We start from the raw sequence: 25082 nt of genomic DNA, 5'->3' as shown, positions 1-25082 counted from the left end.
GGGGCGGTGCGGTTGTCCGGTTGGGGCAGGGGATGTGAAACGTCCCGGCGGCATCAGGCGATTTCGAGGTCGAAGGTGTCGTAGAAGTTTTTGATGTCGGGGTTCTTCTCGATCATCTTCATCAGTACGTCTTTGGGGCTGAAGATAATCTCTTTCTCACCGGGCTGGTTGACACGCAGTTGCATGGAAAACTGGTTGTTCTTCAGTGATTTCTGCAAAAAGGTCATCAGCTCGTAGAGGTGTTCGTTGATGACGTTGACCTGGATTTGCGAGTCGACCGACACGACAAACGTGCGGGGGTCGGTCAGCTTGGGCAGGCAACTCTTCATGGTGTTGACCAGCACCACCTCGGTAGGGATGGTTTGGGTATAGGCGAGCCAGGCCGCATTGAGCGCCTCTTCGGTAAAGGGGGTGTCGAGCACCTCCTGCTGTACCGTGGGAGCCTGTTGCTCCGGGGCCGCCTCGACCGGTTTCTGGTGAATGGAGATGCGTGCCGGGGCCGCCTTTTTCGTCGGGTTGGGTTGTGCCGGCGCCATTGGTTTGTGGGCCGGGGCTGTGGGGCGTATGGTCGAGGCCCGATAGGTGGCCTGCGGTTCCGACGTCTGTGCTGCCGGAGCTTGTGCCTGTGCCGGATTGGGCCGGGGTTGTTGCTGTTGCGGCTGTTGCGGCACGGCCTGTACCTGGGGGAGCGGCTGAGCCGGGGCTTGAGCCTGATGCGGTTGTGCGGCCGGTGCACTGCCCGGAGCGGCCGGGGTAATCTTTTGCAACGGCGGTTCCTGAGGTGGGACGCTGACCGGGTGAAGAATCTGGCAGATTTGTATCAGGGTCAGCTCCACCAGGAACTGCTTGTTGTTGCTTATGCGGTAGTCGAGGTCGCAGCGGTTGCTCAGCTCCATGGCCCGGTAGAGGAAGGCGAGCGGGCACTTCTGAGCCTGTTCGCCATAGCGTTGGGCCACCGAGGCACTCACCTCGAGCAGGGGTAGCGTGGTGGGGTCTTTGCATACCAGCAGGTCGCGCAGGTGGCGGCTGAGACCGCTGACGAAGAACTGCCCCTCGAAGCCGTGGTCGCGCACCTCCTTGAAAATCATGAGTGCTTGCGGCACGTTGCCCTGCAGGAAGGCATCGACCAACCGGAAGTAGTATTCGTAGTCGAGTATGTTGAGGTTGTCGATTACCGCCTTGTAGGTGATGTGCCCGCCCGAGAAGCTCACCACCTGGTCGAATACCGAGAGGGCGTCGCGCATACCGCCGTCGGCCTTTTGGGCGATGACGTTGAGCGCTTCGGGTTCGGCGGTGATGCCCTCTTGCGAAGCGACATATTGCAGGTGTTCGGCGATGTCGGCCGTGGTGATGCGCTGGAAGTCGTAGACCTGGCAGCGCGACAGGATGGTGGGGAGAATCTTGTGTTTCTCGGTCGTGGCCAGGATGAAGATGGCGTGGTGGGGCGGCTCCTCGAGGGTCTTCAGAAATGCGTTGAAGGCCGCCGTCGAGAGCATGTGCACCTCGTCGATGATGAAGACCTTGTATTGCCCGATTTGAGGCGGTATGCGCACCTGGTCGATGAGGACGCGGATGTCGTCGACCGAGTTGTTCGATGCGGCGTCGAGCTCGATGATGTTGTAGGAACGCTGTTCGTTGAAGGCGCGGCACGACTCACATTCGTTGCAGGCTTCGCCCGACTCGGTGGGGTGGAAGCAGTTGATTGTCTTGGCAAAGATGCGGGCACACGAGGTCTTGCCTACGCCGCGGGGACCGCAGAAGAGGTAGGCATGAGCCAGCTTTTTCGAGTCGATGGCGTTTTTGAGGGTCTGAGTAAGTGCTTTCTGACCTACCACCGACCGGAAGGTCGAGGGCCTGTATTTCCGTGCCGAAACAATATAGTCGTCCATATCGTGTTTTAAAGTTCTGTTCTATGTCTTTTTACTCCGTGCGGCAATGACTCGGGAGGCAAATTGCCCTGCCTGTCGTGCACGAGTAGAGGGGGCGAGCTGTCCGAGCCGCCTTTTCGAGCCCTACAAATATACGCTTTTTTGCGCGGATTCTATTCGGGCAGGTCGCTTTTCCCGAAGCAGAGGGGGAGCAGGCTGCGGATGGACTCGACGATATAGACCTCGTCGGTGCCGTAGAGATAGATGCGTATGGGGTAGCGGTAGCGCTCTTCGGTCTCGAGTATCACCTGGCGGCAGGCCCCGCAGGGAGCCGTGGGGTGCTCGATGAACTTTCCGCCCGTCTGTGCGGCGATGGCCAGCGCCTCGACCGCGCGGTCGGGGTATTGCGAATTGGCATAGAAGAGGGTGGTGCGTTCGGCGCAGGTCCCCGAGGGGTAGGCGGCATTCTCCTGATTGCTGCCCGATACCAGCACTCCACTGGCCAGACGCACGGCAGCCCCTACCTGGAAACGGGAGTAGGGCGCATAGGAGCGGTTGGAGGCCTCTTTGGCGGCGTCGATCAATTTTTTCTCAGCTTCGGTGAGCTCTTCATACGAGCAAACCATTATCTTTGTGGTGATATTCCTGTTTTCCATAACTCTCATTAAGCGGGTTTACGGGTGTCTACTTCTGCAAAAACAGCGGGAGGCGGGTACAGTGACCCAGGAAATCGGGTTTCTCGACTTGGGCTGTGCCGTACCGCATCCTCTCTTCGTGGAACAAAGATAAGGAAATTTTTGAGAACAGGAATTTTTATCGTCCATTTTTAGAATTTAGATTCATGATGAAATTCAGATACGTCGTTGTCGTTCTTCTCCTCGTTCTTACGTTGGAGCCGCTCTCGGCCCAGCGCAAAAACAAAGCCTATCTCGACTATATCGAGCAATACAAATCGATTGCCATCAAGCATCAGAAACTGTATGGCATACCGGCCAGCATCACGTTGGCCCAGGGGCTGCTCGAGTCGGGGGCCGGCCGCAGCGAACTGGCCCGCAAGTCGAACAACCACTTTGGCATCAAGTGCCACAGCGACTGGAAGGGGAAGCGGGTCTATCATGACGACGACCGCAAGGACGACTGTTTCCGCAAATACGACTCGCCCGAAGACTCCTATGAAGACCACGCCAAGTTTTTGAAGCGGGCCCGCTATGCCTCGCTCTTCGAGCTGAAGGTGACCGACTACCGCGGTTGGGCCAAGGGGCTGAAGGCGTGCGGCTATGCCACCGACCGGTCGTATGCCAACAAGCTGATACAGACCATCGAACTCTATGAACTCTACGAATATGACCGCCCGAAGTTCAAGCCGATACGGGCGCAAGACCTGCCTCCGGTCGTGGTGGAGAATCCGCATGCGGTCTATCGTTCGTGGGGGTTGCTCTATGTCGAGGCCCGCGACGGCGACACGCTCGAGTCGATAGCTCAGGAGTTCGGCTTCTCGGCCAAGAAGCTGGCCGGGTATAACGAGATACCCCGCGACTATCCGCTGGAAGCGGGCGACATCGTCTACCTCGAGAAGAAAAAGAAGAAGGCCGAGAAGGGGTACGACTACGCCGTGGTGCGTTCGGGCGACTCAATGCACTCGATTGCCCAGCGTTACGGCATCCGCCTGAAGAACCTCTACAAGATGAACAAGTTGCCCGACGATTATATCCCCTCGGTGGGCGATACCTTGAAGCTGCGGTAGGGGTGGCGCTTCGCCGTCGCTCCGCGCCCCGTGAGGGGCCGGTTGCAGGCTGAAGAGCGGCAGGTGCGCGCCCGGCGTTCCTGCTCACTCCATATTCTTACAATATTCTTGGAGTTTAGTTCCAGTGTGCGACCTGACTCGATGGCCGCATGGAGAGTTGCATGCACCCCTTCACCTCAAATGCCCTTTCGATGCAGAATCAATAGAGGTTCCAGGTAATCGAGAGCACCTGGAATTCGGTGCGCCGGTTTATCTGGTTGGCAATCTCCTGGTCTTCGGGCGAGAGTTTGGTGATGTACTCCTCGGTGAGCACGTCGCCCTCCTTGAATTGCGGGTATTGCGTGGCCAGCTTCTTGGTGATGACCTTGGGTTGGCTTTCGCCGTAGCCCTTGGGTTGCAGACGGCGGGGGTCGATACCCGCCTTGATGAGGTAATCGACTACCGACTGGGCGCGCCGTTCCGAGAGGCGCAGGTTGTACTGGTCCTTACCCTTGTAGTCGGTGTGGGCTGCCAGCTCTATCGACACGTTGGGGTTGTCGTCGAGCATCTTCACCAGTTCGTTGAGTGAGGTCTCCGACTCGGGCCGCAGGGTGGCGCGGTCGAAATCGTAGAAGATGTTTTCGATGAGAATAGGCTTGCTGATGGAGGCGAGCACGAAGTTGACGCCATATTCGGCATCCTTCTCTTCGGCATCGGAGATAAACTCCTGCTTCGAGTTGAGGTAACCGCGGCAGGAGGCCAGCATCACGTAGTGCACGCCGCGGTCGAGCTTGAAGCGGAAGCTGCCGTCCTTGCGGGCATACTCCTTTTGATTCGAGCCGTCGTTGCCCACGATGCGGATGATGGCGTCGGGCACCGGCTCGTCGTCCTTGTCGATGACCGTTCCGCTTATCCACACGCGTATCGAGGGGAGCTCGAAGCTGTAGATGTTGTCGTAGCCCCGGCCGTCGCCGCGGTTGGACGAGAAGAAGCCGGTCTCCTCCTCGCCGAAGGTGATGCCGAAGTCGTCGGCCGACGAGTTGATGGGGTATTTCATGTTTTCGATTTGCCACATGCCCGAAGCGTTCATGCGGGCGCGGAAGATGTCGAGGCCGCCCATGCCCGGGTGACCGTCGGAGGCAAAGTAGAGGTCGCCGTTGTCGCGGATGTAGGGGAACATCTCGTCGCCCGGGGTGTTGATTTGTACACCCAGGTTCTCGAGCGACCCCTCCTTGTCGGTGAGCGAGATGCGCCACAGGTCTTTCCCCCCGTATCCGCCCGGCATGTCGGAGACGAAGTAGAGGTATTCGCCGTCGGGCGATACGGCCGGCTGGCCGAAGGCCGAGAGGGTGTCGGCGGTGATTTCGTATTTTTGCGGCGGGCTCCACTGAGCGCCCGTACGGGTAGAGGTGTAGATCTCGACCGAGGTGTCGGCGTTGGGCTCGCGGCGGGCTTTGCTCAGGTACATGGTGGTACCGTCGGGGCTGAAGCTGACGATGCCCTCGTCTTCGTCGGTATTGACGTCGCCCTCGATGGGTTCGGGTTTCTGCCAGGCCCCCTGCTCGTCTTTCTTTGAGAAGTAGATGTCGCAGTTCTTGGTACCGGTGATGCCGCTTTTGTTTTTGCCCAGAGCCTTTTCGGTCGACGAGGTGAAGTAGAGCTGGTCGTAGTCTTTCCCCAGATACATGGGGGCGAAGTCGCTGCGGCGCGAGTTGAGTATCGTCGCCTTCTTCACCACATAGCGGGTAGGCGTCTCTTTCCACTGGACGGCCAGGTTGCAGCCCCGTATGCCGTTTTTGGCCAGGGAGCTCTGCGGATTGGTCTCGAGATAGGCCTGGTAGTTCTTGATGGCATCCTTGTATTTCCCCTCGAACTGCTGGCTGCGGGCCAGGTAGAAGAGGGCCATGCTGTCGGGGTAGTCGTATCGGATGGCGTTTTGGTAGGCGGCCGAGCTGCGGGCCGCCATGTTGATGCGGCGGTAGCACTCGCCCATCTTGAAGGCCACCTCGCCGCGCAGCTTGCGCTCCTTGCGGGGGTTGGTCTTGCTGTATACCTTGCGGTAGGTCTGGGCGGCATCGTAAAATTCGCCCCGGGCGTATTGCTCGTTGGCAACGCTTAGTTTTGCCCCCGAGCACGACGCCAACACGCCGGCCATAGCCAATCCCCAGAATACCGTCTTTATCTTCATCCTTTTTTCCTTGCGGGCGACGACAAGGCCCGAGCGGACGACCGTGTCCCGCCCTGCCTTTCGTGTGTACCGATACTATTATAGTATACGTTTTTTTTGCCGTTTTATTGTGTGGCTGCCGGGGCGAATGTCAGGGGAGCAGCAGCGAGCTGTCGCCGTAGCTGAGGAACCGGAAGTCGTGGGCAAGGGCGTAGTCGTAGATTTCGCGCCAGCGTCCGTCGACAAAGGCCGAGACGAGCAGGAGCAGCGTGCTCTGCGGCTGGTGGAAGTTGGTGACCATGCCCTGCACGATGTGGTAGTGATAACCCGGGGCGATGATAATCTGGGTGGCGGTGACGAGGCGCGTCATGCCGTGGCGGTCGAGGTAGTCGACGATGTGGTGCAGGGCTTCGCGCGAGTCGATGTCGGGGCTTCCGTCGTAGGGTTGCCACTGGGCCACGACGAGGTCGTGCGGCTCGGCGTCGGGGTTGGCGGCCAGCATCTTGCCTATGTAGTAGAGGCTCTCGAGCGTACGCACCGAGGTGGTGCCCACGGCTATCACGCGGCGGTCGGTGCGGGCCAGGGTGTCGATGAGGTCGCGGCTTACCGAGATGTACTCGGTGTGCATCTCGTGCCCCTCGAGGGTCTCGCTCTTCACCGGCTTGAAGGTGCCGGCGCCTACGTGCAGGGTGAGCTCGAGCTCGGGTATCCCCTTGGCCCGGATGGCCTCCAGCACCTCGGGGGTGAAGTGCAGCCCGGCGGTGGGGGCGGCTACCGACCCTTCGATTTTGGAGTAGACGGTCTGGTAGGTGGTCTTGTCGCTCTCTTCGGTCTCGCGGTTGAGGTAGGGGGGTATGGGCAGTTCGCCGGCATGGTCGAGCAGGGCGGCGAAGGTGACCTCGGGGTTGTCCCACGAGAAGCGCACTTCGCAGGCATTGCCGTGAGGCAGGCCCCGCTCGGCGGTGAAGTGTACCCGCTTGCCGTCAATCTCGACCTCCTGCGTGAGGGGGCCGCTCTTCCACTTCTTGGCGTTGCCGATGAGGCAGAGCCACGAGCACGAGCGGGTCGACTGGAACGAGAGGGCGTACTCGTGCGGCTCGAGGGGTTCGAGACAGAAGACCTCGATGAGGGCGCCGGTCTCCTTGCGGAAGTGCAGGCGGGCCTGTATCACCCGGGTGTTGTTGAAGACCAGCAGGCTGTCGGGGGGCAGTACCCGGGGCAGGTCGTAGAAGTGGTGTTCCTCGATGGCTCCCTGGCGGTAGACCAGCAGTTTGGAGTGGTCGCGTTGCGGGAGGGGAAACTTGGCGATGCGTTCGTCGGGCAGCGGATAATTGAAATCCTCGATGCGAATATCTTGTGTTTTTTGCATAATCTGTTTTGAATATCGTGCAAAAATAAGCAACTTTGCCGAATATAGCACGGTTCGCCACGACGAAATCGCAAGTCGCCGGCGAATCGCGAGACTCTTTAAAATGATGATATTATGGTAAAAGTTGGCGACAGAGTACGCTACCTCAACGCCGTAGGAGGCGGGGTAGTGGTGAAAATAGTGAAAGATATAGCCTATGTCGATGAAGATGGTTTCGAAACCCCGGTACTGGCCCGGGAGTGTGTGGTGGTAGAACCGGCCGAACCGGCCCGCAAGAGTGCCCCGGTACCCGCCTCGAAGGTGGTGGAGTTGCCGCCGGTCGAGAAGGGGATGGCTTCTAAAGCTGCCGACAAGGAGGACGAGCTCGCTGTCGAGGAGCGCCCCGAAGGCGAGAAGCTGAACATCACCCTGGCCTATATCCCCGACGAGAGCAAGCACCTGAACACCACCCGTTTCTCGTGCTACCTGGTGAACGACAGCAACTACTACCTCTACTTTGCCTACCTGAGCCGCGACGACAAGGGATGGCGCACCCGCTATGCCGGGGTGGTAGAGCCCAACATACAGCTGCTGCTCGAGGAGTTCGGGCAGGAGGATGTCAATGCCCTCGAGCGCATCGGCTTCCAGTACATCGCCTTCAAGAAAGACAAGCACTTTGCCTTGAAGAGCCCGGTGGCCGTCGAGTACCGGCTCGACACTACCAAGTTCTACAAACTGCATACCTTCCGCGAGAGCCTCTATTTCGACGAGCCGTCGTGGTGCATCGACCTGGTGAAGAACGATGTGCCCATGCGACCCATGGTGCTCGACGCTACCGATCTGGAGCGGGCCATGAAGATGAAGAAGCAGGTCGACACTCCGGTGCGCAAACCGGTGACCCGGCACGACGACAAGCCCGGCATCGTCGAGGTAGACTTGCACGCCTCGGCTCTGCTCGACACGACGGCCGGACTCTCCAATTCGGACATCCTCAACTATCAGCTCGACAAGGTGCGCGAGACGCTCGACCAGTATCGGCATGCCAAGGGACGCAAGATTGTCTTTATCCACGGCAAGGGCGAGGGTGTGCTGCGCAATGCGCTGCTCAAGGAGATACGCGACAAGTACAAGAACTGCACCTGCCAGGATGCCTCGTTCCGCGAATATGGTTTCGGGGCCACGATGGTGACCGTGCATTGAGAGGGGTTTGAATTGTAAATCGTTGATAATAACGGGATATGAAAAGAATACTCTTTTTGTCTGTCGCGCTCTGTTTCACAGCCTTGTGCAGCATGGCGCAGACCTGCCGCATTTACGCCGCATTCGTCTATTCGGAAGACAAGGTGAAAATCAATTATGGAACCGAGAAGAAATACGAGCCTTTGAAGGATGAAGCCGGGAGGGAACTGCGCTTTTTCTCTTTCCCGGGTGCGCTGAACTACCTGTCGAGTCAAGGTTGGCGGCTGGAGGGGAATTTTACGGAAGTAAGCGGCTCTTCGGGTGGATTCAAGGGCAATAACTGGGGTAGAACCTCGAGCGAAACTACTTATATTATTAGTAAGGAGGTCTCGGAAGAGGAGGCTAAAGCGTTGTTTGAACAAGTAGTCAAAGAGGTGAAAGAATAGCGATAGAGGGTATGCCGATATGTATCTGATAGAAACAAAAAAGGAGAGGGCTTCGGCTCTCTCCTTTTTTTGTTATTGATTGGATTTTCAGTCTCATCAGAAGGGCCGGTGTCCACCGGGACCGCCCGGGGGAGGGCCGGGATGGCCGTAGCCGCGGGGGCCACCGGGGCCCATGTCGGGGCGTTTGTCGCCGAAGGTGTTGAAGCGGTAGGTGAAGGTCAACAGACCGTAGGTGTTGAGGGTGTTGTACTCCACATCCTGAATGTAGTTACCCGTGACGGTACGGCGTATGCTGTTGCGCTGTCCCAGAATATCGTAGATTTTGAGGGCGATGGTGGCGTTTTTGCCTTTGAGGAACTGGTAGGAGGCCTGTGCGTTCCAGATCCAGCTCTCGGTGTTGTATCCGGCCGAGTATCCCGACATGCCGTTGTAGGTGAGGTCGGTACCCAGGGTGATGGACCAGGGCAGGTATCCGCTCAGGTTGAAGGTGCCGCCGTAGTTGTGGGTGCTCTGGTCTTTCTGGTTCTGCATGCTGTTGGTGGCGAGCGCATACCGATAGTTGCCGCGCAACTCGACATCGAAGTAGTCCGATCGGAAGGCGATGCCCAGATTTTCGGCGGCATTGAACGACCCGGCATCGTTGCGCATGCCGTTGTTGTAGCCCACGTTGTTGTTGTAGCTGAGGCGGCTGAAGCTGTTGAGCTGCCAGTGCTTGTTGCGGAAGGGGGTGTTGAACATCAACATACCCGAGGTGTTCCACACGCCGTTTACGTTGCGGTAGGTGGTGGTCTGTCCGCCGGTGGTGGCATCGTAGGTGGTTTCGGAGATGATGCTGTTGGTGGTGAATCCGCCGAAGAGCATGGCCATGATGGCCCGTTGGGTAGCCTGGTCGTAGTCGTTGAAGCGCACGCGCAGCGTGTTTTTGAACGAGGGTTTCAGGGTGGGGTTACCGATAACGACACGCAGCGGGTCGGAGACGTCGGCCACGGGTTGCAACTGCGCCATGGTCGGTTGCGACGATGAGCCCCGGTAGTCGATGCGCAGCGAGGTCTGTTTGCCCATCTTGTAGCGGTAGCGCAGGTAGGGAGCTACGTTGAATACGGTTCGCTTGGGTATGTTGCGGTTGCTGTTGATGCGGTCGATCGATTGCGACGACGACGGCTCCACGGCCACACCCACGTCGTAGGTATAGGTGGGTTTCACCTGTTTGAATCCCACCTGGGCCCGGTGCATGTAGTAGTCGTTGCGGAAGCTGTTGCTCAGGTCGTCGTTGCGCAAGGTATCGAGCGGCAGGGATGTGAGCGGGTCGGTAAATACGTCGTAGGTAAATTTGTCGGCGTTGTTGAAGTTGGCCTGGAAGCGGTACGAGAAGGTGAGGAACCGTCCTTTCGATACGTCGCCCAGCGGTTCGGTCCAGGTGAGTCGGGCCCCGTAGCCGTTGCTCCAGGTGTGGTCGTCGTCTATCTGGTCGAGGGTGCTGTCGGTGGCCAGCTGGTAGTATTTGTAGAGGGCTTTGGTCCAGCCGTCCTCTTTCGTGTCGCTGAACTTGTATTCGGCCTGGATACTGAACGACCGGCCGGGACGCGAGAGGAACTTGTGGTTGTAGATGAGTTCGCCCGAGAGGTCGTAGCCGGTACCCTTGTTGAAGTTGTCGCTTTCGCTGAAGTTGACTTTGCTGCGGGCCAGGTCGCCGGCGGTGGTGAGGGCCGAGTCGTAGCTGTCGGAGCGGGAGAGGGCCACGGCAAACTTGGGGCGGAACTCGAGGGTGTTGAGCGAGTCGATTTCCCAGTGGATACGGAAGTTACCGCGGATGTTCTGTCCGTGGTCATTCATCTTGTTGTAGCCGCTGTAATAGGATGTACTGTCGGCAAAGAGGTTTTGGCGCTCGGTGCGTTGCAGCACGTTGCGGTTGCTGTTGTTGTAGCTCACGTCGCCGCCCACGCGGAACTCCTCGCCCTTGCCCACGTTGAAGTTGACTCCCACGTTGTGGCTGGTGTTGATGCCGTTCATGCCGCCGAATCGGCGGAAGCGGCTGCCGCCCAGGTCGGTGAATCCCATGTTGTTGGTGTTGTTCGACCCGGCGAGGATAGTTATCTGGTTGTCGCCGAAGAAGCGGTTGATCATGGCTCCGGCTTCGTAGCGTCCGTCGAGGCCGTAACCGCCCGAGACGTTGCCGAACCAGCCGTGCTTCATCCCCTTCTTGATGGTGAGGTTGATGACGGTCTCCTCTTCGCCGTCGTCGACGCCGGTGAGGCGGGCGAGGTCGGACTTGCGGTCGACCACCTGCAACTTCTCGACAATGTCGACCGGCAGGTTTTTGGTGGCTATCTTGGGGTCGTCGGAGAAGAACTCCTTGCCATCGACCAGAATCTTGGTAATCTCCTTGCCGGCGTGGGTGATTTTGCCCTCGCTGTCGACCTCGACACCCGGCAGTTTCTTCAACAGGTCTTCCACGACCGAGTTGGGTTGGGTTTTATAGGAGTCGGCATTGAATTCGACGGTATCTTCTTTCACCACCACCTCGGGTGCTTTCCCCACGACAACGGCCTCTTGCAGCAGAATGTCGTTGCTCTCGAGCAGCACCGTGCCGATGTTGCGCCGGCTCTGGTTGGCCGTGAGTCGCACAGGTTCGTAGGTGGTCTTGTAGCCCAGGAACGAGAAGGCGGCCAGGTAGTTGCCGGCCTTTTTGACCGTGATGGCAAAGGTGCCGTCGTCTTTGCTCGATACGCCGGTGACAAAGGAGCTGTCGCGGGCCGAAAGCAGCCGGATGCTCACCTGCGGGAGCGGCGATTCGTCGGTTTTATCTTTTACAGTGCCCGAAATCGTGAACTGACCCCAGGCACTCTGGGCCGTCAGCAAGCAAGAAATACACGCAAACAGGATAAAAATACCTCTTTTATACATCTTAAAAAAATCCAATCTATTGATCACTTCGATTACAATGTCTATAAGACCCCGACATCTTGTCAAGGTTTAAATGCTCCCACCGTCTTTTTGCATTTTTTTAGAGAGTGATTGTTTTTACCTGTCAATTTTCTCTAAAAGCCGACCGCCACGAACCGTGGGTTGTCCGTGGGGCGTTAGTCTCTTGTCTCTTGTCTCGAGGAGGAACATCCCTCCCCGCTATCTGGCACTTGGCTTATCTTATTTCAACGACAGGTATCGCTCGATGTAGTCGGAGCCCGTCCGGGCGATTCGGGTGGTGGCTATGAAATACCAGCACATGGGTACGAAGCAGAAAAAGAATCGCTTGGACGAGTAGGCCAGCACGTTCTGTATCGAGTCCCACACGTAGTCGACGTGGTAGATGACCAGCCCGTAGAAGAGTAGACTCAGGAGAATCATGCCCAGCAGGGGCAGGTTGTCGCGGCTCTTGACCATGAACCAGAGGTTGGCGATGAAGAAGAGGGCGAATGCCGGGAAGGTCCAGCCGTAGTAGAGCGGTGCGGCGAAGAGGTCCCAGAAGCCCTTGACGATGAGGCCGGCCTTCTCGCCGTCCCAGAAGAGGCGGGTGATGGCCATCCCCTCGGTGTAGAGTCCGCCCACCTTCATGTAGACAAACCAGATGACGGCCGGGAGCAGGGCCAGGCCGGTGAAGTACCACCCCTTGCGGTAGCTCTTGCGGCGGATGCAGTCGATGAGCAGCACGATGCAGGCGGCACCGATGAAGACGATGCCCTCGTTGCGGCACCACATGTTGGCCCCCAGGAGCAAGGCTCCGGCATAGAGTTCGTGGTCGTGGCGGCTGCGCAGCCAGCTGGCGGTATAGGCGATGCCCAGCGAGGCGAATATGGCCTGCATGACGTTGGTGGCCGAGAGCGACGAGAAGGCGAGCATCTCGGGAGCCATCATCATGAAGAGGGTGGCCAGGGCGGCCAGGGTCTTGCCCGTGTTGCGCCGCAGGATGCCGTAGAAGGCAACGACGAAGAAGAGATACATGAGGGCCGGGATGGCCTTGGAGGTCTCGGCTCCCAGCAGGTAGACGTAGGCGTAGCTCAGTTGCACGAAGGGGGCATAGGCTATGCTGCCGCCCGCCCGGTGTATCGAGGGGTTGTAGTCGGCGTCGAAGAGGCTCATGCGCATGTAGGTGTGGTCGTGGGCGGCCACGAAGCCCAGAGTGTCGAAGGCGGCGAGGCTGTCGCGGTCGCTGGGCGGGAAGAAGATGCACTTCGAGAAATTCATATATTCGCAGTAGCCGATGATGAGGAGCAGCAGCACCCACACCAGGTTGGCCTGTCGCCAGTCGTCGAGCATGGCCGGGGTGAGGCGCAGGCTGTCGATGCCGCGGTAACGCCACACGACAAACAGCAGCAGGGCGAAAAGGAGGAGTCCGCCCAGCAGCACCGAGGAGGCCGTGAGGGGGATGTGCAGCAAATCGAGCAGAGCCATGATGATGGTTTGCAGGGTCATTCCCAAGGGGAACGAGAGGCCGATGCGTTCGGTCCACGAAAACCGCGAGCCGACGAGCGCAGTCAGCAAAATGCCGTTGAGGCAGGTAAGTATGATTCCGAGTGTGAGCATGGCGTTACGGTTTGGGGTGAACGGGCAGTACGATGTAGGGGACCTTCTTGGGTACCTCGTAGTCGAGGTATTCGTAGCCTATGCCGTTGACGATGGCTACATGGGTAATCTTTTTGCTCCAGGGGGTTACACCCAGTTCCGAGGGGATGATGACCCGGCGCGGATAGAGGAAACGGGAGGCCCACAGTTTGTTGTAGGGCTCGCCCGAGAAGATGCGTTCCTGCCCCTCGGGGTAGAAGGCCTCTTTGCCCGGCAGCAGGATGACGGCATCGGGCGGGGTGTTCTCCTTGAGGTAGCGCAGGTAGACGTGCGAGAGGCCCAACTTCATCTCGTACCGTTCGTCGGTAGTGGTTTGGGCATAGTGTTGAGCCACCTCGAGGTTGCCCTTGAGCATGTTGTAGGCCCAGTTGTATCCCGGCTGCAGGCCGAGTACGAGTTTGTTCAGCAAGAAGGCGACAACGACCACGGCCAGCAGATTCTTGACCACCCAGGTGGCGGTGATTCCCGTCTTGGCGGCGGTGTCGTTTTTGCGAACCGGTTGCTTTTTGGAGGATGCGGTCCTGTTTTTCATTGTACGGTTTTTTTCCAGAAACGGTATTTCAGCAAGGTGCCGATAGCCTTCAGTCCATCTCTCAGGCGCAGCTTCTTTCCCTCCTCGATCGAGCGGGGGTAGTAGCGGATAGGCACCTCTTTTATCTTGTAGCCCAGGCGCGAGACTTTGGCCGTCACCTCGGGGCAAAATTCAAAACCTTTGCAGTCGAGCGGAATCGACTTGAGCAGCCCGGCGTCGAACATCTTGTAGCAGGTGGGCTCGTCGGTAATGCGCTGGTCGTAGAGCAGGTTGGTCATCACCGACAGGAACTTGCCGCCCAGCTGGTAGCTGAAGTAGGTGTGCGAGTTCTCCTCGGCCAGGAAGCGCGAGCCGTATACCACCCGGTATTGGCCCGAGAGCAGGTGCGGCAGCATCCGGGCGAAGTCGTTGGGGTCGAGCTCGAGATCGGCATCCTGCATCACCACGTAGTCGCCGGTAACCGCCTGTATGCCTGTGCGCACGGCCATGCCCTTGCCCTGGTTGCGGTCGTGCACGAGGTAGGTGATGGGGGCCTGGGGGTGAGCGGCGATGAAGGATTGGACGATGCGTCCGGTCGAGTCGGTCGAACAGTCGTTCACGACAATCAGTTCCCGGTCGATACCTTCGCCCAGGTCGGCGTCGAGTACGCGTTGCAACAGTTCAGCAATAGTCTTCTCTTCGTTATATGCCGGAATGATAATCGATAATGTGTGACACGTCTGATTCATAACTTGCTATCGGCTAAAAAGATAATGCCGCTTTTCCGCTTCGGGTGCAAAAGTAGAACAATAATTTTGGCTATGCAAGCATTTGCGGCGAAAGTATGGGGTTTGACGGGACCTCGAGAGGTGTGGCCGGCAGAGAAAACCGTTGTCGGAGAGGACGGGGCGGGCGGCCCGGTAAAACTTTTTCGGGCGCCGGCTTCGGTCGTGAATGTAATTATACTATCTTTGCAGCGATAAATCGCCCGGCCATTCTCCCGGGTTCTAACAAGCTATATATGAAAGATTTTTTTTCTATTCTTCGGCGGTTTGTACCACCCTATAAATATTACCTTGTTCTCAATATCTTTTTCAACATACTGGCGTCGATACTGACGCTCTTCTCCTTTGCGCTCATCATCCCTATTCTGGAGATTCTTTTCAAGCTCAAGCAGGCTACCTATACCTTCATGCCGTGGGGGTCGGCTTCGCTCAAGGATGTGGCGGTCAATAATTTCTATTATTACATTACGAACATAATCAATGAGCAGGGAGCCGGTTTTGCACTGCTCATCCTGGGGGTGTTCCTCATGGTGATGACCTTCTTCAAGACGACAGCCACCTATCTGAGTTCGCACTTCATGATTCCGTTGCGGTCGGGCATCGTGCGCGATATACGCAACTATGTGTACGAGAAGGTGGTGAGCCTGCCCATCGGCTTCTTTACCAGTGAGAAGAAGGGCGATGTGATGGCGCGCATGTCGGGCGATGTGGGCGAAATCGAAAACTCGATCATGGCCTCGCTCGACATGATGTTCAAAAACCCCATCATGATTCTCGTCTGCCTGGGCACGATGTTTGCCATCAGCTGGCAACTCACGGTCTTTGTGCTCATTCTGCTGCCCACGGCCGGTTACATCATGGGTCAGGTGGGCAAGAAGCTCAAACGCCGCTCGCTCGAGGGGCAGAACCAGTGGGGACAGCTGATGTCGATTATCGAAGAGACCCTGGGCGGCTTGCGCATCATCAAGGCCTTTAATGCCGAGGCCAAGATGATCAAGTGGTTCCACGCCGAGAACAACGTTTTCTACAAAATATCGAACCGCATCAACCGCCGGCAGGCGCTGGCTCACCCCATGAGCGAGTTCCTGGGTACCTGCACCATCTGCATCGTGCTGTGGTATGGCGGTTCGCTCATCCTCTCGGGCACGAGCAGCATCGACGCCGCTTCGTTCATCTATTATCTGGTTATCTTTTACAGCATCATCAACCCCGCCAAGGATCTGTCGAAGGCGGCCTACTCGATACAGAAGGGTTTGGCCTCGATGGTGCGGGTCGACCTGATTCTCTCGGCCGTGAACCCGATACAGGACCCCGAGAAGCCGGTCGAACTGACCGATATGAAAGAGGGCATCGAATATCGCGACGTGTCGTTCCGCTACAATACCGAGAATGTGGTGAAGCATGTCAACCTCACCATCAAGAAGGGGCAGACTGTGGCGCTGGTGGGGCAGTCGGGTTCGGGCAAGTCGACCATGGCCGACCTCTTGCCGCGCTTCTACGACGTGAACGAGGGGGGCATCTACATCGACGGTGTCAATATCAAGAACTTCAGGGTGCACGACCTGCGGGGGCTGATGGGTAACGTGAACCAGGAGGCCATCCTCTTCAACGACTCGTTCTACAACAACATTACCTTCGGCGTCGAAGATGCCACCATGGAGCAGGTAATCGAGGCGGCCAAGATTGCCAATGCCCACGAATTTATCATGGCTACCGAGGATGGTTACAACACCTGCATCGGCGACCGGGGCAGCCGCTTGTCGGGCGGCCAGCGTCAGAGGGTGAGCATCGCCCGGGCCATCCTGAAGAACCCGCCCATCCTGATTCTCGACGAGGCTACGTCGGCCCTCGATACCGAGTCGGAACGGCTCGTGCAGGAGGCGCTCGAGAACCTCATGCGCAACCGTACCACGCTGGTGATTGCCCACCGCCTCTCGACCATCAAGGATGCCGACCTCATCTGCGTGATGCACGAGGGCGAAATCGTGGAGCGGGGCCGTCATGACGAACTGATAAAACTCGACCGCTACTACAAGCGGTTGGTCGACATGCAGAAGTTCTAAGGAGCATGTGATACAAGCATAAAAAAAGCACCGCGTTCCCGCGGTGCTTTTTTTATGTGTGGGCTTGGGAGCCGACGGTTCGAGGATTGAGAGGCGGCCGGGTCGTGTGGCCGGTTGCGGTCAATGAACTGCCCGGTTGTGGCGTTTGCGGTAAAGGCGCTTGATCCACAGGTAGTATCCTGTGAGGGGCAGCGTGGCCCCCAACAGAGCGGCCAGGAACCAGATGATGCGGGTGAGGTTTCCACCCCAGGCCCCCGTGTGTACCGAGTAGATCCAGCCCCGTATCTTGCCCGAGTTGCCGGTATCTTTGTAGAGCGATGCACCGGTGATCTGGCCCGATTGCGGGTCGAAGGTGTAGCGGTCGGTACCGCGTATGTTGCCGTAGCGGTTGTTCGACACGCTGGCCGTGCCGTCGGTGATTTCGATTTTCAGGCGGTCGGGATTCTCGGCAGCGACTTGGTTGTAGACCTGTTGCCAGCAGGCAAACGGTGTTACCGGGGCGGTGGCTTCGGTCGTTGTGCCCGGTTGAGGGCCTTGTGGGCTCTTCTCTTTATGAGCAGGACCTTTGGCCGGTGCGGTGGTCTCTACGCCGAACAGGGTATAAAAGGCGTTTTTGTACCAGTCGAACGACCAGGTGAGCCCCGTGAGAGCCATGACCAGAACCAGCAACAGTACATAGATGCCGCCGGCCGCGTGCAGGTCGTGCCAGAAGCGGGCCTTCCCCTTTCGCAGGGCTATCTGTATGCCGTTTTTCAATCCCTTGCGGGAGCGGGGCCACCAGATGACAATACCGCTTAACAAGATGATGACGAAGAGTAGCGTGCTGATGCCGGTAATGCGTTTCCCCCAGAAGATGCCGCCGTCGGCCGGTTGGCTGTCGAGCAGCCAGCGGTGCAGCATAAAGACGGTGCGGAAAAAGGGGGTGCGCTGCGATTGCCCCAGCACCTCGCCGGTATAGGGGTCGATATAGACCGCTGCGCCCTTGGGAGCCGAGAGGTTCACCTGGTAGGAGCGGTCGGGTTGGGGATAGATGGTGACACCGGTTATGGTTGCCCCTTTAGTCAGTTGACTCTCGACCTTCTCGACCAACGTGCCTACGGGAAGGGGTTGTGAGCCGGGGCTCTCTACGTAATAGAGGTGGCGGTTGGTAAGTTGGGTGACTTGATCCTCGAAAACCAATAATGCACCTGTAAAACAGATGATTGTGATAATGAGACCGAAGGGAACCGCCAACCAAAGGTGGATTTTTCGGAATGTTTTTTTCATGTGTAATTCTCTTTTAGCATGTAAAATTAAAAAGAACCTGCGAGAATAAGGTTCATCGGCAGGCTCTTTTTTTGCTTGTCGGCGGGGGTTATCGTGCTTGCAGTTGTCCTACGCCAGCCACGCTCGTGGCTACGATGGTGAGCCCTTTCGAGGCGGAGGCCGTGGCGGGGTCTATCTTATATACGGTGGGGTAGCCGCTGGTGGTGCTTACCACGACGAAGGCGTGCCCGTTCTCGTCGATATAGGGGGTGTTGCTCAAGGCACTGATATCGGCGGGGAGGCCCGAGACCTCGCGCAGGGTACCGTCGCCCTGGGTGTCGAAGATGACCAGGCGGTTGGCTGTGCCCTTGAATCCCTGGGCATCGTAGGCCAGCAGCATGAAGTAGTTGCCCCCGATATACCAGCTGCGCAGGAAGGCGGCTTCGGTACCATCGGCATTTTTCAAGGCTTTGTAATAGGTGGGGTCGAAATCAATCTCGTCCCACGCGGCGCGGGTGTCGATGCGCACTACGCCGGCCGGCAGGGTGGTTTGCTGGCGGGCATCGCTCATGGTCTTGGCATAGCTGGGCGAGAGCACGTAGAGGTAGCCGTCGTCGGCCTTCCACACCATCTGGTAGTATTGCGAGCGGTTGCGGCCGCAGGCGTAGCTGATCTTGTCGCTCTTGATAACCTTGTGCTCGGTGAGCGATTCGTCTTTGAAGAGAGCCACCCAACACTCGTCGGGGTATTGGGTCCACTGCAGTTCGTTGGCGTTATAGGCGCCGCTGCCCGAACCGCCCGACTCGGTCTTGACCAGGTCGTCGTACCCCTCGCGCACATAGCCGTGCTCGCGGCCGTCGACCGTCTGTATGTAGCCCCACTGGCTCAGCCCCATGGGGATGGCGGCCGAGTAGAGGTAGTTGCCCACCTGTTCCAGCCCGGCGAGGGTCACATACTCGCCGTTGCCGAGGAAGTTCTCGGCGCGCAGGCGGATGTCGCCGGCCCCCGAGCCCTCTTTGGCCGTCTGGTTACGGGCATCGATGTAGGCGGGGAGGAAGTGTTTGGGATAGTAGGTTTCGGTGAGGCTCTGGCCGCTCTTGTCGGTATAGGTGTAGCTTTGGGCGTCGATGGTGCCGCTGCCCGACGAGGTGGTCATGATGTAGTCGTTGTAGAGGCCGTAGGTGGTGAACCGGCTCAGTCGGTAGGTGCGCGGGTCTTTGGTCATCTCGAAAGCCGTGTTGAGGCTGTACGAGGCGGTTTGCCCGGCCTCACCCTGGTTGTAGTTGAGGGCAAAGAGCGATTGCCCGCCGTAGAATACCCAGTAGGTGGCACCGTCGTTCTGGGTGCCCTGTACGGTAGGGGTCACCTTGTAGTTGGGGTCGTCGAGGCGGTCGGCCGTGAGCAGCACATTCGTCTCGTTGTTGCCGGTGCCTACCGTGGCGGCAATCACGTAGTTGCCTTTGGAGACTTCGGTCAGGCCGGTGAGCCCGGAAGGGACGGCAGGGCCATCCTCCTGGCACGAGGCGAGCAGCAGGCTCGCGGTCAGAAGTATCGAACTGGTGGGGATGAAGGAGAACTTTTTCATGCGTGTATGATTTTAAGTGAATAATTTTTGTTGTCGGTCTGGGTTGTTCAGTCGCCGAAGTGGACTCGTATCTTGCCATAGAAGGCACGGCCCGCTTTCTGGAGGCTGAAGTTGTCGTAGAGTCGCTCGTCGGTGAAGTTGCGGCACTCCAGCGAGAGGTTGTATCGCCCGTTGTGCAGGCTGTAACTGATTGCAAGGTTGTGCGAGAACTGGTCGGGAATCATGTAGGCGCTGCTGTTGGTACCTATCACCTCGGAGTTGTAGCAGAAGCTGTGCAGATACTGGTTGTCGTAGGTGAGGGTAAGCAGGTTGCCCTTCCGTCCCAGGTCGTGCCAGTAGAGGCTGATGTCGCTGTCGGCAAACATGTAGGGCACGTTGGCCATACGGGCCTTGTAGGTGAGGTTGGGGGTGGAGTTGCCGGTGCTGCCAATCTGGTACTTCTCCATGTCGCGTATGTCCATGTGCGAGAAGTTGCCGCCGAGGCTCAGCCACCGAGCCAGGCTGTACCGGGCCGATAGGGTGTAGCCTTTGGTCACCACCTTGCCGTAGTTGGTGTAGGTGGCATTCTCCTTGCCGCCGCTCAGGTCCTGGATGTTGCGCTGTATGTAGTCGCGGGTGTTGCGATAGAGCAGTCCCCCCTCGAGGTAGAACGAGTGGCGGCCCAGGGTGCGGGAGTAGCTGAGGTTGAGGTTGACGTTGTGGCTGTTTTCGGGGCGGAGGTTCACCTGTCCGCTCTCGAGGTCCTCGTCGCCGAACATCTCCTCGATGGTGGGCAGGCGGTAGGCCTTCTCGTAGGAGAGTTTGGCCTGAAGACCGGGCAGCACGAAGCAGGTACCGGCGGCTCCATAGCCGGCCTGTTGCACGGAGCGGTGGACCATGACATAGTCGGTACCCTTGTCGTCGGTCGCCATGGGACCCGATACCCGCTGGTCGTAGTATTTGCCGAAAATCGAGAGGTTCCACCGGTCGGAGGGCATGAGGCGGTAGGAGAGTCCGGCGATGTTTTTGCGGGTATCCTTGGCAAATTCGTTCTCGATTTCGGTGCCGGTGAGCAGCGAAGCATTGGTGCGGTGGAAGAGATTCCACACATTATTAAAAGTGAGGGTATTGGCCTTGTTGATGCGGTAGTTGAGGGTGAGGGTGGCACTCCAGTTGTCGTTGTAGGCCCGGGCATACTGTTCGCTCTGCTCGCCCCGGCCGTTGGTTTTGCGGATGCGCTCGCCGAACCAGTTGTAGCGGTAGCTGGCGGTATCGATATTGGTGGTGAGGTTGCGGTTGTAGTTGGCCGTGAAGGTGAGGTCGAGCCCCCGGGTGAGGAGGTCGCGCTTGCTGTACTCGAGCGAGGGCATGAGCGAGTGGCCGCGTCGGTGCTTCTCGCCAAAGACGGTGTATTGCCGCACGCCGGTCTGCACCTCTTTGTACATGCGGGAGTAGGTGAAGCCGAGCATGAGGCGGTCGGCCCACGGTTTGCCGGTTACCCCTATCTTGGCCACGGCAGCCTCGTTGTGGTAGGTGTCGTTGAACCGTTTTACCCGAAACACTTCGTCGGTAATGATCGACGAGCCGTCGGCGTTCCACTGCTCCACGTGGTCGGCATCGACCAGGTAGTTGTTGTCGGAGTAGTTTTGGAAGAGGTTGATTTCGTAGGTGAGTCCGTTCTTGAAGCTCTGCCCGAAGTTGACGTGCGACTTGTGGGTATTGAACGAGCCGTAGGAGTAGGCGGCGTCGAGAAACCAGTTGCGCCGCTGCTTGTTGGTAACGATGTTGATAACCCCGCCGATGGCGTCGGTGCCGAAACCTACGGGTACTACCCCCTTGTAGATTTCGATGCGGTCGGCAAAGCTGATGGGGATGTTGTTCAGGCTGAAGGAGCTGCCCACCCCCTCTTGCGGCACCCCGTCGATAAAGACTTTGATGTGTTTGCCGCTGAAGCCGTCGAGCATGAGTTGCATGTCGGAGCCTACGCCACCCGATTCGCGCAGCTTCATGCCGGGGGCCTTGGCCAGGGCGTCGCTCAGGTTCTTGGTCGAGTTGCGCATCTCGCGGGTATCGACCGCCACGGTATTGTAGGCCGAGCGTTGTATCCGGCTCACTCCGGTAGAGACCACGGTTACCTCGTCGAGAGCCTGGGCTCGCGGGGTGAGGTCGATGTCGAGTTCGAGGTGTTCGCCCCGTTTGAGTGAGACGGCCCGTTCGACCGGGTCGTAGCCGATGGCCGAAACCACCAGGGTATAGTCGCCTGCCTGTGCCTTGAGGCGGTAGCGGCCCTGCTCGTCGGTAGAGCCTCCCGATGAGCTCCCTTTGAGGTAGACGGTAGCGAAATCGACGGCTTGCTTCTGGCCCGATTCGGTTGTGCTGACTTGTCCCGAGACGATGGCTCCGGCCGGGTGCCCCTCCCGATGGTGGCGGTGCTGCGCCTGGGCCGTAGTCCCGAGGAGTGAAAGCGTGTATACAGAGAGCGCGAGGAGTGTGCTGATTATTGTTCTCATCGAAAAAAGTTTGCTTTAGTAATTCGCTGCAAAATTATATCGACCCCGAAACGTGTACAATCGCATTTTATAGGTATTGTGCGGGTAGCTGCTCCCTATTCTTGGTTGGCGACAGCGGATTTTGTGGCCGGGAGTAGTTGCTGGCAAGAAAGTGAAAATGAGCAAGATACAACGAAAAAGTGTAGAGAATGGGGTGCTAACTCCCGTTTTTTTGTGTATGTTTGCAGCATGAAAGGTTTTGTGAAACATCTGCTCATGGTCTCGCTTGCCCTGATACTGGGGTGGGCCTCGACGCTGTTTTATGTGTCGGAGGCAGAGACGGCATGGGTGCAGAGTAGCGAAACCGAGAGCCCCTATACGCTGACCGACAGTGACAGCCATTCGTCCCGGTGCCCAGTTTTGAGGCCATTGTGCCGGCCGAGCGGGTGGCGGGAATCCATACGGTACGGTTCCCCTCGTCGCCGGTAGCCGAACGGGTAGGGAGTCACACCGCATTCTCTTCGGCGCAGCAGTGCTGCTGCCAACTCATAACCCTTCGTGAAAAGTCAATCAGACACGATTACGAGGGGTATAAGGCCCAGTTGTGTTCACACGGGCATTATCTCTATTCGCTTTGTCAAATGCTTATTTAGCAGGGCGGGCAGGTGTTCCCTGTCCGGATTGCGGAAGCCGGTTGCCGCTTCCGGCTCTCTTGTCGTGCCTGCGTGTGCGGCAGGATGAGGTCGCCGTGCCGTGCCGCGGCGGGGCAGCGCATGACTTTATAAACCAATATTACCCTGACTATTAGCATTGAAACAAAAATGGAAAATAAAGAGAAAGAGACTCATGTGTCTAAATTTGCAGAAAACCCCTATGTAGAAATCAAAAAGAGAGTGTCGATGGCCGGTGTGTGGTCGGTTGTGGTTGCCGTGGTGGCCTTTGGTGCTTCGGCCGTGTTGTCCGACCCGCAGTCGTCGTTGAAACTGTTCCTCATTGTGGTGGGCGTTTGCTTCCTGATCTACGGTCTTATCAAATTGGCCGTGGGCAACAAGGTGGCTGTGTGCCGGGCCAACGGTAAGGTGTTGAAGAAACACGAACTCCTCTTCGAGAGCAGCGAGGTTTCGCGTTTGAAACAGATGGTCGAGAGCGGCAACTTCCAGTCGATAGGTTCGTTGCCTCGTGCCGTAGGTCATAAGGCCGGAGCCAAGCTGACCCTCTTTATCGACGACGACCAGAGCTTTGCTACGGCTCAGGTTTCGGAGTTTATCCCGTTTGATTACGAGCCGGTGATGTCGCCCATGAGCTACGACGGCGATCGGGTGAAAGAGATTGCCGCACTGACCAAAGCCGCATAACTGTTTTACGGCCACGCAAAGAGGGGATTTCGATTTAGTTGTTATGCCATAAAGGGATTGTATAGGAGATACGAAGGTTCTCGTATCGTTATGTGTTTGTTTAATGCCTTCTGTCGGGCTGTCAATAAGACTCCGGGCAGAAGGTATTTTTTTATTTGTTTGGGTTGCCTGCCTTTTGCTGCCTTTATAGTGGGTGATAAGTAGTGCAGGATGCGTCTCGGCCCAGTGTAAATGAAAACTTCGTTTTTATTTGCCTCGGCGCTCGACTTTCACTACCTTTACAGAAGGCAGGATGCGTCTCGGCCCAGTACAAATGAAAACTTCGTTTTTATTTGCCTCGGCGCTCGACTTTCACTACCTTTGTACGAGTATATAAAACCTAAAAACAGCTATTCTCATGAACCAAGTATCCGACCGTTTGGCAGCTCTTGCACCGTCGCAAACGCTTGCGATGTCGCAGAAAAGTAATGAACTGAAGGCTCAGGGTGTCGATGTAATCAACCTGAGTGTAGGAGAACCCGATTTCAATACCCCTCAGCATATCAAGGATGCGGCGAAGAAGGCGATAGACGACAACTTCTCGCACTATTCGCCCGTGCCGGGTTATATGGATTTGCGCCAGGCCATCTGCGCAAAACTGAAAAATGAGAATGGCCTCGACTTTACGCCCGACCAGATTGTGGTATCGAACGGTGCCAAGCAGTCGATTTGCAACACCGTGCTCGCTCTCGTCAACCCGGGCGACGAGGTGGTGCTGCCGGCTCCCTACTGGGTAAGCTATGTCGAGATGGTGAAGTTGGCCGAGGGCAAAAGCGTGATTGTAGAGACGGGTATCGAGCAGGATTTCAAGATGAGTGCCGCTCAACTCGAGGCTGCCATTACGCCCAAGACCAAGATGCTGATTCTGTGCACCCCCTCTAACCCGACGGGTAGCGTCTATTCGCACGACGAACTCGCGGCTTTAGCTGCCGTGCTGGAGCGTCATCCCCAAGTCTTTATCCTGGCCGACGAGATTTACGAGCACATCAACTACGTGGGTGCTCACCAGAGTATCGCCCAATTCCCCGCCCTGCGCGACCGGGTAATCATCGTCAACGGTGTCTCCAAGGGTTATGCCATGACGGGCTGGCGTATCGGTTTCATTGCCGCTCCGCTGTGGATTGCCAAGGCTTGCAACAAGTTGCAGGGCCAGTATACCTCGGGCGCTTCGTCGATTGCCCAGAAGGCTGCTGCCGCTGCCTTTGCCGGCGACCAGAGTTGTGTAGAGGAGATGCGTCGGGCTTTTGAACGTCGTCGCGACCTGGTGGTACGGTTGGCCCGCGAGATTCCCGGCCTGAAGGTGAACAACCCCGACGGGGCCTTCTACCTCTTCCCCGAGGTTAGCTACTATCTGGGTAAGGCCGATGGCGACCGCGTCATCAAGACTTCGTCCGAACTGGCCATGTACATCCTCGAGGTGGGCCATGTGGCTACCGTAGCGGGCGATGCCTTCGGGGCTCCCAACTATCTGCGCCTCTCCTATGCTACTTCCGAGGAGAATATCACCGAGGCCCTGCGCCGCATGAAAGAGGTGCTCGCCCGGTTGAAATAAGCGACAGTATCGACAACGATAATATAGTGCGGCCTCCTTGTCGCCTCGGATGTGGGGAATCGGCGAGGAGGCCGTTTTTGTGCAGGTATGGTTTGGCTTTTTATCTGTTGTCTTGAACACCGGGAGAGGGGGATGCACAGGTAGTATTTGACTTTTGAATCTTGGAAAAGTGGAGGAAAGTGGGGAAA

17 protein-coding genes are annotated in these 25082 nt (G+C 57.6%); 6 read left to right on the top strand and 11 right to left on the bottom strand.

Features of this window, described 5'->3' with window-relative positions; genetic code table 11:
• Positions 1-53 precede the first annotated feature (53 nt).
• Both B5F38_RS07695 and B5F38_RS07690 read right to left on the bottom strand, forming a co-directional pair.
• A complete protein-coding gene (locus B5F38_RS07695; protein WP_087408711.1) occupies positions 54-1889 on the bottom strand; it encodes a DNA polymerase III subunit gamma/tau in 1836 nt (611 codons plus the stop codon).
• Positions 1890-2041: 152 nt separating this feature from the next.
• Positions 2042-2524 (bottom strand): cytidine deaminase, encoded by a 483-nt coding sequence (locus tag B5F38_RS07690; protein WP_087408710.1) that lies wholly within the window; start codon positions 2522-2524, stop codon positions 2042-2044.
• Positions 2525-2712: 188 nt separating this feature from the next.
• Between B5F38_RS07690 and B5F38_RS07685 the strand changes: the two genes are divergently transcribed.
• Positions 2713-3612, top strand: a complete 900-nt coding sequence (locus tag B5F38_RS07685) for a glucosaminidase domain-containing protein (protein ID WP_087408823.1) — start codon at positions 2713-2715, stop codon at positions 3610-3612.
• Between the two features lie 199 nt (positions 3613-3811).
• Here the strand turns inward: B5F38_RS07685 and B5F38_RS07680 are convergent, their stop codons facing one another.
• Positions 3812-5779: an OmpA family protein gene (locus B5F38_RS07680; RefSeq protein ID WP_087408709.1), complete on the bottom strand. Its 1968-nt coding sequence runs from the start codon at positions 5777-5779 to the stop codon at positions 3812-3814.
• 130 nt (positions 5780-5909) lie between these two features.
• Entirely contained in the window at positions 5910-7130 is a 1221-nt protein-coding gene (locus tag B5F38_RS07675) for an S-adenosylmethionine:tRNA ribosyltransferase-isomerase (protein WP_206422486.1), read from the bottom strand.
• A 111-nt stretch (positions 7131-7241) separates the two neighbouring features.
• Between B5F38_RS07675 and B5F38_RS07670 the strand changes: the two genes are divergently transcribed.
• The gene (locus B5F38_RS07670; RefSeq protein WP_087408707.1) at positions 7242-8306 is read left to right on the top strand and encodes a DUF2027 domain-containing protein; all 1065 of its coding nucleotides are present in this window, start codon (positions 7242-7244) and stop codon (positions 8304-8306) included.
• A gap of 38 nt (positions 8307-8344) precedes the next feature.
• Complete coding sequence (locus B5F38_RS07665) at positions 8345-8731, top strand: hypothetical protein (protein ID WP_143240936.1); 387 nt, start codon at positions 8345-8347, stop codon at positions 8729-8731.
• A gap of 96 nt (positions 8732-8827) precedes the next feature.
• On the opposite strand, the gene B5F38_RS07660 is transcribed toward B5F38_RS07665, so the two are convergent.
• The 4 genes from B5F38_RS07660 to B5F38_RS07645 all read right to left on the bottom strand — a co-directional run bounded on the left by B5F38_RS07660 (position 8828) and on the right by B5F38_RS07645 (position 14551).
• Positions 8828-11635, bottom strand: coding sequence for a TonB-dependent receptor (locus B5F38_RS07660; RefSeq protein WP_087408705.1), 2808 nt, complete (start codon positions 11633-11635; stop codon positions 8828-8830).
• 240 nt (positions 11636-11875) lie between these two features.
• Positions 11876-13252: a glycosyltransferase family 39 protein gene (locus B5F38_RS07655; RefSeq protein ID WP_087408704.1), complete on the bottom strand. Its 1377-nt coding sequence runs from the start codon at positions 13250-13252 to the stop codon at positions 11876-11878.
• A gap of 4 nt (positions 13253-13256) precedes the next feature.
• Positions 13257-13823, bottom strand: a complete 567-nt coding sequence (locus B5F38_RS07650; protein WP_087408703.1) for a hypothetical protein — start codon at positions 13821-13823, stop codon at positions 13257-13259.
• Complete coding sequence (locus B5F38_RS07645; RefSeq protein ID WP_087408702.1) at positions 13820-14551, bottom strand: glycosyltransferase family 2 protein; 732 nt, start codon at positions 14549-14551, stop codon at positions 13820-13822. The genes B5F38_RS07650 and B5F38_RS07645 overlap by 4 nt, the downstream gene beginning before the upstream one ends.
• A 272-nt stretch (positions 14552-14823) precedes the next feature.
• Here B5F38_RS07645 and B5F38_RS07640 point away from each other — a divergent pair, with 272 nt between their 5' ends.
• Positions 14824-16650: an ABC transporter ATP-binding protein gene (locus tag B5F38_RS07640; protein ID WP_087408701.1), complete on the top strand. Its 1827-nt coding sequence runs from the start codon at positions 14824-14826 to the stop codon at positions 16648-16650.
• Between the two features lie 120 nt (positions 16651-16770).
• Here B5F38_RS07640 and B5F38_RS07635 read toward each other — a convergent pair whose 3' ends face one another.
• The 3 genes from B5F38_RS07635 to B5F38_RS07625 all read right to left on the bottom strand — a co-directional run bounded on the left by B5F38_RS07635 (position 16771) and on the right by B5F38_RS07625 (position 21969).
• Entirely contained in the window at positions 16771-17916 is a 1146-nt protein-coding gene (locus B5F38_RS07635) for a PepSY-associated TM helix domain-containing protein (RefSeq protein WP_087408700.1), read from the bottom strand.
• A gap of 88 nt (positions 17917-18004) precedes the next feature.
• Positions 18005-19480, bottom strand: a complete 1476-nt coding sequence (locus tag B5F38_RS07630; protein ID WP_087408699.1) for a DUF4374 domain-containing protein — start codon at positions 19478-19480, stop codon at positions 18005-18007.
• Between the two features lie 47 nt (positions 19481-19527).
• Entirely contained in the window at positions 19528-21969 is a 2442-nt protein-coding gene (locus B5F38_RS07625; protein ID WP_087408698.1) for a TonB-dependent receptor, read from the bottom strand.
• A gap of 827 nt (positions 21970-22796) precedes the next feature.
• Between B5F38_RS07625 and B5F38_RS07620 the strand changes: the two genes are divergently transcribed.
• On the top strand, positions 22797-23303 hold the full coding sequence (locus tag B5F38_RS07620; RefSeq protein ID WP_143240935.1) for a hypothetical protein: 507 nt from the start codon (positions 22797-22799) through the stop codon (positions 23301-23303).
• A gap of 397 nt (positions 23304-23700) precedes the next feature.
• Positions 23701-24894, top strand: coding sequence for a pyridoxal phosphate-dependent aminotransferase (locus B5F38_RS07615; RefSeq protein WP_087408696.1), 1194 nt, complete (start codon positions 23701-23703; stop codon positions 24892-24894).
• Positions 24895-25082: the final 188 nt, after the last annotated feature.

Origin of the sequence: Barnesiella sp. An22, assembly GCF_002159975.1 — a bacterium.
Lineage (GTDB): Bacteria > Bacteroidota > Bacteroidia > Bacteroidales > Barnesiellaceae > Barnesiella > Barnesiella merdigallinarum.
Note: the sequence above shows the minus strand (reverse complement) of the source record. Positions and strands in the feature narration are given on the sequence as shown.

What these genes read in the sequence shown, in the direction of transcription:
- B5F38_RS07635 (WP_087408700.1), bottom strand. Translation starts at nt 17,916, where the DNA reads ATGAAAAAAACATTCCGAAAAATCCACCTTTGGTTGGCGGTTCCCTTC.
- B5F38_RS07625 (WP_087408698.1), bottom strand. Translation starts at nt 21,969, where the DNA reads ATGAGAACAATAATCAGCACACTCCTCGCGCTCTCTGTATACACGCTT.
- B5F38_RS07690 (WP_087408710.1), bottom strand. Translation starts at nt 2,524, where the DNA reads ATGGAAAACAGGAATATCACCACAAAGATAATGGTTTGCTCGTATGAA.
- B5F38_RS07645 (WP_087408702.1), bottom strand. Translation starts at nt 14,551, where the DNA reads ATGAATCAGACGTGTCACACATTATCGATTATCATTCCGGCATATAAC.
- B5F38_RS07630 (WP_087408699.1), bottom strand. Translation starts at nt 19,480, where the DNA reads ATGAAAAAGTTCTCCTTCATCCCCACCAGTTCGATACTTCTGACCGCG.
- B5F38_RS07660 (WP_087408705.1), bottom strand. Translation starts at nt 11,635, where the DNA reads ATGTATAAAAGAGGTATTTTTATCCTGTTTGCGTGTATTTCTTGCTTG.
- B5F38_RS07670 (WP_087408707.1), top strand. Translation starts at nt 7,242, where the DNA reads ATGGTAAAAGTTGGCGACAGAGTACGCTACCTCAACGCCGTAGGAGGC.
- B5F38_RS07640 (WP_087408701.1), top strand. Translation starts at nt 14,824, where the DNA reads ATGAAAGATTTTTTTTCTATTCTTCGGCGGTTTGTACCACCCTATAAA.
- B5F38_RS07680 (WP_087408709.1), bottom strand. Translation starts at nt 5,779, where the DNA reads ATGAAGATAAAGACGGTATTCTGGGGATTGGCTATGGCCGGCGTGTTG.
- B5F38_RS07665 (WP_143240936.1), top strand. Translation starts at nt 8,345, where the DNA reads ATGAAAAGAATACTCTTTTTGTCTGTCGCGCTCTGTTTCACAGCCTTG.
- B5F38_RS07695 (WP_087408711.1), bottom strand. Translation starts at nt 1,889, where the DNA reads ATGGACGACTATATTGTTTCGGCACGGAAATACAGGCCCTCGACCTTC.
- B5F38_RS07650 (WP_087408703.1), bottom strand. Translation starts at nt 13,823, where the DNA reads ATGAAAAACAGGACCGCATCCTCCAAAAAGCAACCGGTTCGCAAAAAC.
- B5F38_RS07655 (WP_087408704.1), bottom strand. Translation starts at nt 13,252, where the DNA reads ATGCTCACACTCGGAATCATACTTACCTGCCTCAACGGCATTTTGCTG.
- B5F38_RS07685 (WP_087408823.1), top strand. Translation starts at nt 2,713, where the DNA reads ATGAAATTCAGATACGTCGTTGTCGTTCTTCTCCTCGTTCTTACGTTG.
- B5F38_RS07615 (WP_087408696.1), top strand. Translation starts at nt 23,701, where the DNA reads ATGAACCAAGTATCCGACCGTTTGGCAGCTCTTGCACCGTCGCAAACG.